This is a genomic window from Blautia hominis (assembly GCA_002270465.1).
In the GTDB taxonomy this organism is placed as follows: Bacteria; Bacillota; Clostridia; order Lachnospirales; family Lachnospiraceae; genus Blautia; species Blautia hominis.
Genome location: NQOF01000007.1, coordinates 101,561 through 114,470 on the forward strand (window position 1 = coordinate 101,561; position 12,910 = coordinate 114,470).

Here is a 12,910-nt window from a genome sequence, read left to right on the forward strand (position 1 = left end):
CGGATGGGTCCGTGCGGCATCCTGTTTTTATATAAGATCAATAAGCTCTGGACTCATTACGTCCTGTCATAACGCCTTCGCAGGCTTTCTTTACACTGTCCTTGTCAGATGTTGTAGCGATTCCTACGTTCCACCAGGATTCGTAACCGTCTGTCATGGTTTTTGGAATTACTTTCAGGTCAAAGAGGCAGGCAATCTCCTGTTTCTTCGCATCCTCAAGTGCGTCAACCAGTTCAGCGATGGTTTTGCAGGTATATGTCTTCAGGCCATAGCCCTCACCGATTTTTGCGTAGTCTACAGGGATCAGATCTCCGGTAGGTTTCTTTCCGTCTGTATAACGGAACTCTGTGGCAATACTTCCGATACCGTGGTTCATCTCCAGGTTGTTGATACAGCCGAATCCGCAGTTGTCGAATACTAAGATGTTTACTTTCTTTCTCTCCTGCATGATGGTCATAATCTCACTGTGGAGCATCTGGAAGCTGGAGTCACCTACTACGCAGTATACTTCATTTTCCGGCTCTGCAAATTTTACGCCCAGAGTGGCTGCAACTTCGTAGCCCATGCAGGAATAGCCGTACTCTGCATGATATCCGCCTCTCTTGTCTGTTCTCCACATACGCTGCATACAACTGGGAAGGGAACCGCCTGCTGTGATGATGGTAGCGTCCTTGTCAATGGTCTTGTTGATAGCTGCCAGGGCTGCAGTCTGTGTGATCTTACCGTTTGTCAGTTTTACAAATTCAGGAACTGTTCTCGGGTCTCTTGCCTTGATGATCGGCTCAAAGTCATCGCCTGTGTATTCAATCCCTGCCAGACGATCCCACTCTTTATCCCATGCCCCCTTGGCTGCTTCGATCTCTCCGGTGTAGGAAGAAACATATCCTTTTGCGCGGAGCTTTTCAGCCAGGGCTTCCACAGTCACTTTTGCATCACCGATGGCCTTTACAGCGTCCATCTTGTATGCATGGTATCTATTGTTGTTAATGGTGACAAATTTCACGTCATCATTTCTGAACAAGTGCTTGGAGCTTGTGGTGAAGTCGGAAAGTCTGGAGCCTACAGCGATCACTACGTCAGCATCTTTTGCAATGACATTGGATGCCAGGGTACCTGTGACGCCGATACCACCTAGGCAGTAAGGATTGCTCGTCTGGCACGCACTCTTTCCTGCCTGGCTCTCGCCGAATGGAATATGGAATTCCTCGCAGAATTTCTCAACTGTCTCACCGGCTTCAGAATATTTCACACCGCCGCCTACAATAAGCAGAGGTCTCTTTGCGTTTGCAATGATTTCAGCTACATCTTCCAGTTCTTCTTCCACAGCTACAGGACGTGTGATCCTGTGTACGCGTTTCTCAAAGAAATAATCCGGGTAATCATAAGATTCACCCTCTACATCCTGGGGAAGGGCGATACAGCAGGCACCTGTCTCAGAGGGATCTGTCAGCACGCGCATTGCGTTGATCAGTGCTGTCATAAGCTGTTCCGGACGTGTGATCCTATCCCAGTATTTGCATACCGGCTTAAATGCATCATTTGTTGTTGTAGCCAGGCTGCTGCTCTGCTCTAACTGCTGCAGAACCGGGTCAGGCTGTCTGGATGCAAAGGTATCAGCCGGGAACACCAGAAGCGGAATATTGTTCACTGTGGCAGTCGCGCAGGCTGTCACCATGTTGGCAGCTCCGGGGCCTACAGAGGAGGCACAGGGAATGATGCTCTTTCTGTTATTCTGCTTTGCAAATGCTGTTGCCACGTGGCACATGCCCTGCTCGTTTCTTCCCTGCATAACTCTTAACTGTCCCGGATCAGTATCCAGAGCCTCTCCAAGGCCCACTGCAATACCGTGTCCGAAAATGGTGAAGAAACCTTCTACAAATTTTGTCTCCACGCCGTCCATGGATACATACTGATTATCTAAAAATTTAACGATAGCCTGTGCAACCGTCATTCTTGTTGTCTTTGCCATGATTAATCTCCTTTCATTTTACCGTGCAGGCTTTGCCTGCGTTACGGGCGAGGGGGGAACTCCCGGCCCGCCCCGCAGTCAGTGTTTATGTTAGTATCTATGTCAACGAATGTTACATCCGTTATGATGCCTTTATACCCTTGCGATCATCTCTCCGAATTTTTCTTTCTCTTCTTTGATAAATGCGTGTACCGCGTCCGGTCCCGGAAGGGAATCGGAACAGTTGTTGCTTCTTACCATCATGGAAGCCTCTGCGGAACCGAATTCCAGGCAGTCGATCACTTCCCATCCCTGATACAGGCCGTATAAGAAACCTGAGCCGTATCCGTCTCCGCCGCCGAAGCCTTTTCTGGCGTCAACCGGGAAGGGTTTGATGGAATATTTCTGTCCGTCACAGGTGTAGGCTGTGGACCCTTTCATTCCGTGTTTGATCACAACGATCTTTGCGTTGTAACCCTGCCACAGGGCTGCGGACTCTTCATCTGTCATGCCCGGCTGGATCAGCTTTTCTGTCAGGTCAAACTCTTCTCTGGAACCCATGATGATGTCAGCTTCTTTTGCTACCATGGAGTAGTAGATCGCTATCTCATCGCTGTTCTTCCAGTTATACTCTCTGTAGTCAATGTCAAAAATAATCTTTGTATTGTTTTTCTTTGCCAGAAGTACGGCTTTGATAGCTGCTTCTCTGGAAGGACTCTCCGCCAGCGCTGTTCCGGAGATCAGGATCGCTTTTGTCTGTTTTATGTACTCCTCATCAATGTCATCCACGTGAAGCTGTAAGTCAGCAATGCAGTTTCTGTACATCAGGATGCTGCTTTCCTTGGCTGATAACATCTCTGTAAATGTAAGACCCAGTTTCTCACCGCCGGTGCATCTTGTAATGTGTGATGTGTCAATTCCCTGCTCATCGAAATAATCCACTACATAGTCACCAAACTGGTCATCCGATACTTTACCCAGAAAACCTGCCTTCATTCCGTGTCTTGTAACACCTACAGCGATGTTGGCCGGTGAACCGCCGACAAATTTCTCAAACATATGAACTTTCTTCAGTGGTTTGAACTCCTCTTTTACCTGGTCATTGTAAGCTGGGTTAAAGTCAATTGCCACGCGGCCCAGTAATACCAGATCCATTGGTCTGCTCTGATCAAATTCTACATACTTCATAACAACTTTCCTCCTGTTTTCTCCATCCATGTTTGCGTGCTTTTTATTTATGTGTGCGTTTACGTGCTTTCCTTTTGTGCTTTTATAGTATCACACGCGCATAAAATGTGCAAGCACTTTTTTTGTTTTTACAACCTTTCTATTTTGTGCACAAATATAAGGGTTGATTTTGTAGCATTTTCACAATAACATGTGCGTGCTTTTAATGTGTGCTTTTCAGCAGTGACCTTCGCCTACAGGATTCCTATGTTACAGATGACTTCAGGATTTCAGGCTTTTTATCGCAAAATGTGTCTTTTGCGGGGTTGGGGTCAAACATGATACATGAAAGTTTAAAGCCTTTACCAGAAAATAAAAGCCGGAAATTTTCGGAAAGAATGATAAGCGTACAAATCTCTTCCATTCTATCCGGAAATTCCCGGCTGCTGTCTCCCGTTTCCGCAGTGTCTCTCCCATCGAAACCCGCAGATTTTCTATAGATTATATTTGGTCTTAATATTGATCTCCGTATACATGTATTCTTTTTCCGGCATTCTGCCCCGTCTCAACAGATCCGACAAAATGGACAAGGCCCGGTATCCCTGATCATAGCCTTCCTGGTCGATGAGAAAATCCACGGTATCTTCCAGAAGCGCCTTCTCATTCTTAGGTGTCAGGTCATAGATGATGACATACGGACGTTTCTCAAGCTTCAGCTTGTCAAAAGCTTTTCTGACACCTGCCTGCCCGCCGGATGCCACAAAAATCCCCTCCAGATCCGGAAATGCAGACATGGCATTTACAATGATCTTCTCCACCTCATCCGTATGGTCAAAACTGCTCTGCACCCCCACCAGGTCCATTTCCGGGAAACTTCTCTTTAGCTCCTCCACAAAACCATCCACCCTGCGGCTGCCTGCACTGTTGGAAAAGTATCCGGTGATGACCAGGACCTTTCCCTTCCCACGCATCATCATTCCCATAAGTCCGGCTGCCGTCCGGCCGCTTTTCCAGTTGTCAAGTCCCACAAAACAACAGCGTTTTGTGCCTACTATATCAGAGTTAAAGGTGACCACCGGTATGTTCCGCTCCTCTGTCAGTGCGTTGAGCTTAACCCTTACATTGTCACAGTCCACAGGCATGACAGCCAGTCCGTCAATACCTGCCTCCTCCAGTTCCGTGATCGCCTGCATCTGCTCGGATTCATCCACAGATGCATTCTCCTTTATGATCACTTCCATGCCCTGGTCCGCCAGCTTCTTGGCCGCGTCCCGGATCCCTTTATTGACCTGCAGCATGAAGGATGACTGGGATAACTGGGTCACTACGCCGATCCTCTTCCCCCTGCTGCCCTGCTTTCCTGCACTGTCTGCTTTTTTCCTGTGTTTTGGCACATATCCTATTTCAGACGCTATCTGTTCTATTTTTTTTGCCACCTCCGGGTTAATTCTTCCCCGGTTATTCAAAGCCCTGTCCACAGTTCCTCTTGAAACCCCTGCAAGCTCTGCAATCTGTTGTATTGTCCCCGCCATAATCCGCCTCCGGAATTTTTTGATTGATAGAATCTCTGCCGCACACGCAAAGCACACGTATATTTCAATTTAGCACGCGTTTTTTCTATTATATCCTTTTGCACGCTCTTTTACAAGCGGTATATGAAAAAACATTGTAACTGTTCAGTACCTTCACAGTTACAGGCAAAAATCCATCCATGCAGAATCGCCTTTGGCGATGGGATTTTTGCTTGGCTGCGGAATGCTTTCTTACGGTCAGCGCAGTGAATGCGCAGACCTACTGAATAGTTACAAAACATTTACTTCCGTTCCGGCAGCCCATGGTTCATTTTACGGTATAATTCTGTGACCATAACAGATACCTGCATATAATTTCTGGTATAGGCATCTTCAAGATCATATTTCAGAAGTTCCTTGATTTTCTTTATTCTGTACAGCAGGGTATTCCGGTGTATATAAACAGCCTGGGAAGTGTTCAAAACCGAACGCTCGTATTTCAGATAAGCGGAAAAGGTATCAAACAGCCCATCCTGCTCCTCCTGCTCTCTTTTCCATAGACTTCTCACATCCGGATGGCAGGCGTACATCATATGCTCCAGACTGCCGGACATAAGGATATAGTTGATCCCCATGTAATAAAAATCCAAGATCTTATCACTGCTTTCTCCAAGCAGATCCTTATTGTCCACAGCCGCTTTTGCCTGTGTATATAAATATGACAGGTGAAAGATCCCTTCCATGGGAAGGCTGATCCCCACATCCGCATCTGTCTGCAGAAAAATCTGCCGTACACGCTCTCTTTTAAAGGCCCCGGACTTACTGATGTTCCATATTAAGATAAATTCCTTTTCCCTGCCGATCATCCTGCATTCAGGAAAAATCCCCATTAGGGTGGAACGCATGACTTCTGCAGCTTTTGCCGAAAGTTCTTTTCGCCGGGTCCTCACTATGACCACCTGATACCTATCCTCTGCGCTCCATCCCGCGTACATCAGCTTTCTGTTTAGTTTTTCACTATCTGTCATTTCATTGTTCAGGAGACTGTAAAACACGGAGTTCTCCGCATTTCTGTTCTTCTCCCCCCGCTCATTATCCAGATAATGATGCATCATCTGCAGAAGCATTTCCAGCATCTGGTAGTCCCCCTGATTCAGGGCGCGGTCTTTCTCTATCACATTGATCCGCAAAAAAAACTCATTTTGAAAAATGAGAGCACCTGTGATTCCCTGACAGTTCAGTATTGTGCCCTGAAATTTAAAAGGAAGTACTTTCTCATACTCAAAATCATGCTCCGGGTAAAAGGATCTCATATATTCCAAAGCCTGAATCGAGGAATATCCATATCTGGACAGGTACGCCCACTCCCTGTCCCCATCGTCCTCTCCATACTGGGAACTCATGCCCAGCACTTTGCAGTCTGTGTCAAACAGGGTCATAGGATTGTGGAAAACCCGAAAACACGCATCCACCAGATCCTGATATGCCCTCTGTGTGATAAGCCCCTGAATATTCTGGTACCAGTCATCATAAAAATCAAACACACTCTGGATTATATCAAACCCCTCCGCAAGCCTTACATCTTTCAGCCGTATACTTCCGCTTTCCGCGCTGCATATGGTATCATTTTCATCCGCATAGATGTAAGCACAGTCCGTTGCATACACAAGCCGCGCACTTTTTAAAACCGGAGGATCGCTTTCACGCAAATGGACCTCCATATCAAGAAAATATATCCGATTGGCAATCATATGCATACTTAACTTCATAAATCTCCCTTTCCCCTCCAAAATCTCTGCACATTCTACATCACATGATACCATAAATCGACAAAAAAATATATAATTCGACCCAATTTCAAGATTTGTGCTTATCACACCAAATACGGACTCTATATTTTTGTTTTTTTGTGCGTTCAGCTTCTATATTTTTTCTCTTTTCTGTCCTATAATCCAATTAATTCAGAAATTAGCAGTAAACTATTTACCCTATATCATCTCCATGGAAATAAGAAAGGGGGGATTTTATGAAAATTTTAATTCTGGGGGGCTTCCTGGGGTCAGGAAAAACTTCTCTCCTGCTGCAGCTTGCCTATTACATCACCGGTCGTTCCGCCCATGACCCGGAATATAAAGTGGTCATACTGGAAAATGAAGTGGGGGAAGAGGGTATTGATGACAAACTGCTGCGGGGGAACGGGTACCGGGTGGAAAATCTTTTTTCCGGGTGTGCCTGCTGTACCCTGTCCGGAGAACTCCTCACAGCAGTCCACAACATTCAGGAACAAATGAAGCCGGACTGGCTCATCCTGGAAACCACAGGCCTCGCCTACCCGCATTTGATCCAGAAAAACCTGGCTGACAGTATGCATCTTACTTCCAGAATCTGTGTTGTCACCGATGCCTCACGATGGGAACATCTTTTGACGCCGCTTCACCAGCTTATATCCGGACAGCTAACAAACGCAGACACCGTGCTGGTCAATAAGACCGATTTGGTTACTTCAGACTTGCTAAATAAAATGGAACAGCAGATCTCGGAGATAAACCCGCACCCAAAGATTTTCCAGACTTCAGCAAATCAGCCGGTTTCTCACAGTATCTGGGATTTTGTACTGGGGGTGATCTAAATGCATGAAAATTCCCACGACTGCACACACGGACATGAGCAACACACGCATTCCCATAGCCACGAACACCATGAACACACTACCGTTTCCCTTCATAAGGATCATATGGTCATTCATTTAAACGCCTATGAACAAGACGCTGCCAGTGTCGTGTCCCTGGAGTGGAATACCTGCGGGGATGTACGGCAGACAGAACTTTTGGTGAAGCAGTTTTTCAAAAAAATCGCCCGGGATATCACAGAGCATAACGGTATAATCGGGCACATAAAGGCATCCATGGAAACAAATGAGGTTATCATGATTTCCCTCACAGACACAGACGCCATGAAAAAAGCCGCGCAGTCTCCAACTATATCCATACATGCCGTCGTTATTGCCCTCTGCATAGAGAAAGATACATTGACACATCTTGTAGAGTCCGCAGTTGACAGCAGCCCCTTATTTTCCATCTGACCACAAGGGAGGGAATCACTATGGCAGAACAGAAAAAATACACGTTAATGAACACGGTAGCTGTGTTGTCTGTCAGTACCTTACTATATCTGGCCGGCATCAATGCATCATCCCTGGCTTATTTGGTCAAGGAATTTCCGCAGTATGATATCACAACCGTAAAGCTGTTTTCCACTATCCCGTCACTCATGATGATCGTCTGCTCACTATTGTCGGGAAAACTGATACAGATTTTCCCCATTAAGAAGATTGTCATCAGTTGTGCCTGTCTTATGCTGGTGGCAGGCTTTGGTACTTATTTTTTATTTAATCTTCCATCCATCCTGATCATGAGGGTAATCTACGGTATGGGTTCCGGAACCGTTTTCCCACTGGCGAATGCGATCATTCAGCAGCTCTATGAGGGGGACGAAAAGGCTAAGCTTTTGGGATTCCGTGCCGCCTTTGGCGCACTGTTCGGAGCCGGGGTAACCTTAGTAGGCGGCTGGCTGACCTCCTTTGGGTGGAGATATGCATTCTTTGGATACCTGTTCGCAATCCCGGTAGCGCTTCTGGTACTCTTTTTCTGTCCGTCCAACGAGCCTATAAAAAAAGAAAAAACCTCTTCCAGCGCGGGAGAAAAGAAATACACGCGGAAAACCTTTTATGTTCTGCTCTTTGCAATATTTTTTAACGCGTGCATGATGTCCTTTAATGTTGAACTTTCCCTTGTCATAACAGGGGAGAATATCGGCGGCGCCGGTCAGGTTTCCATGGTTGCCTCCACCAACACTATTTTTGCCTTTATCGCAGGCCTTGTATTTGGCACTCTGCAGAAAAAGACACGGCGGTATATGGCGATCATATCCACAGGACTTGTGGGACTGGCTCTGACACTGTTGTGTTTTGTCCAGCAATTTCCTTTATTTATTATATGCGGCGCAATCTTTGGACTTGGTTTCGGCTTCTACAACCCCACATACAACCTGCTGATCGCGGGGACCGCTGCAAAACCAAAGTTTGGCTCCCAGGCAATTGCCATTTATACAAGCTGTGTGGGACTTGGACAGTTCCTCTCTCCTTACCTGATCAGCGGTGTCAGAAAACTGCTGGGCCTGAATATTCCCAGGGCGGAGTGGAGGATCACATCCACAGCCACCATTTGCCTTGTTGTGGGTGCGGCAATATACATTCTTGTCACCGGAGGAAATAAAACGGCAAAACAAAACTGATCCAGCTACAGCAGGAAATCAATCATCTATGAAAAGGAGGAAATATTATGTTAACTGAGAAAGAAAACTATTTGATGACGCTGCGCGGAGAAACCCCTGAATGGGTACCAAGACTTCTGATCCCCTCGCCCGGACATGCGCCGGCTACTGCCTGGGTAGGCCCGGGATTCCTGAATGCCAGAAAAAATCCTTCAGGCGGGTTTGACATCTGGGGCGTGGAGTATGTTGCCACCAAAGAAACCGGTTATATGTCTCTGCCCAAACCTGGAAAATTCATACTCGATGACATCCGTCACTGGCGCGATATTATAAAAGCACCTGATATTTCTCATATTGACTGGGAATCCATGGCTAAAAAAGATATGCAGCATATAGACAGAACGCAGACGGCTGTCACTGCCACCATCCATGTTGGTTATTTCCAGCAGCTCATGAATTTCATGGGATTTACTGAGGGACTCTGTGCTATGCTGGAAGAGCCGGAGGAAGTAATGGCACTCTTTGAATATTTGAATCAATTCTATGTGCAGGTATGCAGCAAAGTGAGGGATCACTACAAACCCGATGCCTGGGCTATCACAGATGACACGGCTACCGCCACCAATCCCTTCATTTCTGTTGCTATGTACAGGGAAATGGTGAAACCATTCCACGCAAGTGAGGCAAAGTTTGCCCAGGAAGCCGGACTGCCTATTGACATGCATGACTGCGGAAGATGTGAAGACTTTATTGAGGACTGGCTTGACTTCGGTGTGTGCGCTTGGAACCCTGCCCAGACCATGAATGACCTGGTGGGAATCAAGAAAAAATACGGAAATCGTCTGGTTCTGGAAGGCTGCTGGGATTCTTCAGGTCCTGCGGGCTGGCCGGGCACCCCTGAAGAGGTGGTCAGAGCTGAGGTCCGGAAATGCATTGACACCTTTGCTCCGGGAGGCGGATTTGTTTTCTGGGCAAGTACATACGGCGCACCGGACGATGAAGAGATTAAAAACAAAGCACGCTGGATCGCTGAGGAATATGACTCCTACGGAAGGAACTTTTATAAGAAATAACGGGCTTGATACGGGAAAGGGTTGTTTACCTTATAAGGGGTATGCAGCCCTTTCTCTGCCTGCTGCGTTCTTTTCTGCCCCCAAACGGCATATCATTATAACAACATTCTATTGGGGGATTCTCCCTTGCTTAAAAAATTGATCAATACCATTATCACACTTGGATTTGCCGGTGCACTGGTACTATGTGCTGTTACATATCTGCCAAAAGCCGTCTCTGTCAGCAGCACTGTCGGAAGCCGGGAACTCCCCATCTACTGTGTAAAGACCGATAAACCACAGATTGCCATCAGTTTTGATGCTGCCTGGGGCAATGAGGATACTGCCACACTCCTGGACATTCTGGCAAAACACAATGTCAAGGCCACCTTTTTCATGACCGGCGGATGGGTTTCCAGTTATCCTGACGATGTAAAAAAGATCTATGAAGCAGGCCATGACCTGGGCAACCACAGTGAGAACCATAAATACATGACCAAGCTCACAGACGAGGAAAAAACCCAGGAGCTCATGTCAGTACACAATAAAGTAAAAGAACTGACCGGATATGAAATGTTTTTATTCCGTCCCCCCTATGGGGACTATGACAATGATGTGGTTAAAAATGCCCGTGCCAATCACTACTACCCTATACAATGGGATGTTGATTCCCTGGACTGGAAAGATTACGGCGCTGACGATATCATAAAAAGGGTCACGGAAGATTCCCATCTGGGCAGCGGGAGCATTATCCTCTGCCATAACGGGGCCAAATATACCAAGGATGCACTGGACACCCTTATCACGACTCTGCAGGAGAAAGGATATGAATTTGTTCCAATATCACAACTTATTTATAAAGACAATTATCATATGGACCATGAGGGCAGACAGATAGCAGACTAAAAAAGACAGCGTACAGAACCGTGGAATATCCTTCCGGAACGATTTCCGGAAACTATATCCATTTCCCTGTACGCTGTTTTTACCGCTTTCGATTTCCTGCAGTCTTTCTTATAAAATGCCGGGCAGTTCCCTCATTTTCGCAGCCGCCCGGCTGTCAACAGTTTCCCGGCTGACCATACTTTCATGAACTTTGTATCGGACGATCAAAATATACGGACCATTTCTTAAAATGGATACCCGGTAAGTCACTTCAGGAACTTCCTCCCCGGACTCCTCCGTCTCCTTCCTATTCCAGTAATCCGGTTCATGATAAAAAAATCCCTGTACATATATGTTTCCTTCCCAATACGCACCGGATTCTCGGTAATTCGGGCTGCTTTTGCTCAGTTTCCTTATATAATTTAAAACCCCCTTATACCTGGACTTATATAATGTATACGAAAATTCATTGCCGCTCTGTGATACCCGATATCTTTCCTGTTCCAACAGGATGCTTCTGCTGCTGTCATGGAGTCCCCTTTGAACCACACCGGTTTCACTGTCCTTTGCATCATTGTCCGGTAAAAGCAACGAATACTCCAGAAAAGGACCATCCCCAGTCATCCACGTGTCCTCCTTTGGCTCCTCCATACCTGCAAGGGTGTCTATTTTATGTAAACCCATTATCATAATAACGATAGCAGCCAATGCAAACAATAGATACCTCCACCGAAATCCGGTTTTTCTTCTGCTCCACATAAAAAGATACAGGCTTCCGTATATAATCACAAATAATAACAGAGTTGCCAGCCCTCTCCAATCCCTGTCCTGTATCAAACCGCGCAAAATCCCTATATAAAAGAACACTGCCAGTAAAAAACAAAAAGTTTTTGTGGCTATATCCTTTAGGCGGAATAAAGGATAGGACCTGTATCTCACGGGCTTTTTCTGTGATACAGCTCTTTTTGCCGCCTGGCACCACACCAGATAAAAGATCACACCGGCTAAACCGCTAAGAAAAAGATACAACATACAAAACAGTGCAAGGACTCCCCCATTGGTTTCAAGAAGCACGCCCAACTTATATCCCGCCAGACTGGGTGCTCCCATAAGAGCAGGCCAAAAATAAATGCCCGCAAATAACACGTCTAAAACCATGAGCAATACCGCCTGCTTCCGAAACTGGCTCTTCACTGCCTCCATCTTCAAAGCCTCGTCAGTCTCCACAGGGACAAGCCCCCTATCTTCACTCCATAAAATCTGCATACATTTCTCGGCACACGCAAAATGCCAGCCTGCACGCTCGCAGTAGAACTGAAAATCCCCGGACTTCTCGTTTACACTCCCTTCCCACATGGAAACATCTTTTAATATAACAACCGAAAATTTCACATTCCTAGGCGTCTGCCTCTCAAATCCCCAAAAGCCTCCATTCGCATCCTTCAGCATCCATCCACGAGCTGCCATTTTTTCAAAGAAATACTCCATTGCCGGAGCATCCAGGACTCCAAAGGTTCTCCATCTCCAATACAGCATCTCCATCCCCCTCCAATCTGGCAGCCCCGTCCCTTGCCATGGCTAAAATACGGCGATACTCCTTTTTCAGGGTATCATCCCCTTTTTCCGTGATTCGGTACCACTTTTTCCGCCCTTCCTGTCTGGTCTCTTCGATCATATCACCCTCCTGGAATTTTCCCAGAAGCGTATACAGGGTTCCGGGTCCCACCTGTACACGGCCCCCTGAGAGAACTTTTACTTTTTCCATGATATCCACTCCGCAGCATTCATCCTGCAGGGACATGAGAATATAGTACATAGGTTCCGTCAAACTCTGAAATTGTTCTCTTGGCATATCTGCTCCCTCCCCTTTGCCTTATAAACCATCGCTTTCTGTTATTTCGCATCACTGGCGTATACATCACTTTTGGCAATATCGTTATACGATATTTCTTATCTTTATTATAATATCGTATAACGATATTGTCAAATAAAACGCATTCTCCCCCAATACAATTTTTTTGTCGGTTTCTGTCAGGATTTACTTGCTTATTTTGGCAACAAACCGTAGAATAGTA

The 12,910-nt window shown here is 46.3% G+C and carries 11 protein-coding genes; 5 read left to right on the forward strand and 6 right to left on the reverse strand.

Going from position 1 to position 12,910, the window contains the following annotated elements; genetic code table 11:
- Positions 1-37: 37 nt before the first annotated feature.
- The 4 genes from iolD to CI595_RS20420 form a co-directional block, all read right to left on the reverse strand.
- Positions 38-1,969 carry a 3D-(3,5/4)-trihydroxycyclohexane-1,2-dione acylhydrolase (decyclizing) gene (gene iolD / locus CI595_RS20400; protein WP_095175470.1) on the reverse strand — a complete coding sequence of 644 codons (1,932 nt, stop codon included), beginning with the start codon at positions 1,967-1,969 and terminating at the stop codon, positions 38-40.
- Between the two features lie 132 nt (positions 1,970-2,101).
- Positions 2,102-3,136 carry a 5-dehydro-2-deoxygluconokinase gene (gene iolC, locus CI595_RS20405; RefSeq protein ID WP_095175471.1) on the reverse strand — a complete coding sequence of 345 codons (1,035 nt, stop codon included), beginning with the start codon at positions 3,134-3,136 and terminating at the stop codon, positions 2,102-2,104.
- Positions 3,137-3,609: 473 nt separating this feature from the next.
- A complete protein-coding gene (locus CI595_RS20415) occupies positions 3,610-4,647 on the reverse strand; it encodes a LacI family DNA-binding transcriptional regulator (protein WP_095175473.1) in 1,038 nt (345 codons plus the stop codon).
- Between the two features lie 281 nt (positions 4,648-4,928).
- Positions 4,929-6,395, reverse strand: coding sequence for a PucR family transcriptional regulator (locus CI595_RS20420; RefSeq protein WP_162291931.1), 1,467 nt, complete (start codon positions 6,393-6,395; stop codon positions 4,929-4,931).
- A 257-nt stretch (positions 6,396-6,652) separates the two neighbouring features.
- On the opposite strand from CI595_RS20420, the gene CI595_RS20425 reads away from it, so the two are divergent.
- From CI595_RS20425 to CI595_RS20445, 5 genes are all read left to right on the forward strand, one after another.
- Positions 6,653-7,255 carry a GTP-binding protein gene (locus tag CI595_RS20425; protein ID WP_095175475.1) on the forward strand — a complete coding sequence of 201 codons (603 nt, stop codon included), beginning with the start codon at positions 6,653-6,655 and terminating at the stop codon, positions 7,253-7,255.
- 105 nt (positions 7,256-7,360) lie between these two features.
- Positions 7,361-7,708 carry a hypothetical protein gene (locus tag CI595_RS20430; protein WP_147737752.1) on the forward strand — a complete coding sequence of 116 codons (348 nt, stop codon included), beginning with the start codon at positions 7,361-7,363 and terminating at the stop codon, positions 7,706-7,708.
- 20 nt (positions 7,709-7,728) lie between these two features.
- Positions 7,729-8,919, forward strand: coding sequence for an MFS transporter (locus tag CI595_RS20435; protein WP_095175477.1), 1,191 nt, complete (start codon positions 7,729-7,731; stop codon positions 8,917-8,919).
- A 47-nt stretch (positions 8,920-8,966) separates the two neighbouring features.
- Positions 8,967-9,971, forward strand: coding sequence for a uroporphyrinogen decarboxylase family protein (locus CI595_RS20440; RefSeq protein ID WP_095175478.1), 1,005 nt, complete (start codon positions 8,967-8,969; stop codon positions 9,969-9,971).
- 126 nt (positions 9,972-10,097) lie between these two features.
- Positions 10,098-10,856 carry a polysaccharide deacetylase family protein gene (locus CI595_RS20445; protein WP_095175479.1) on the forward strand — a complete coding sequence of 253 codons (759 nt, stop codon included), beginning with the start codon at positions 10,098-10,100 and terminating at the stop codon, positions 10,854-10,856.
- A gap of 108 nt (positions 10,857-10,964) precedes the next feature.
- Here CI595_RS20445 and CI595_RS20450 read toward each other — a convergent pair whose 3' ends face one another.
- Together CI595_RS20450 and CI595_RS20455 are read right to left on the reverse strand one after the other, a co-directional pair.
- Positions 10,965-12,371, reverse strand: coding sequence for a DUF2812 domain-containing protein (locus tag CI595_RS20450; protein ID WP_162291932.1), 1,407 nt, complete (start codon positions 12,369-12,371; stop codon positions 10,965-10,967).
- The gene (locus CI595_RS20455) at positions 12,307-12,687 is read right to left on the reverse strand and encodes a PadR family transcriptional regulator (RefSeq protein WP_095175481.1); all 381 of its coding nucleotides are present in this window, start codon (positions 12,685-12,687) and stop codon (positions 12,307-12,309) included. The genes CI595_RS20450 and CI595_RS20455 overlap by 65 nt, the downstream gene beginning before the upstream one ends.
- Positions 12,688-12,910 lie beyond the last annotated feature (223 nt).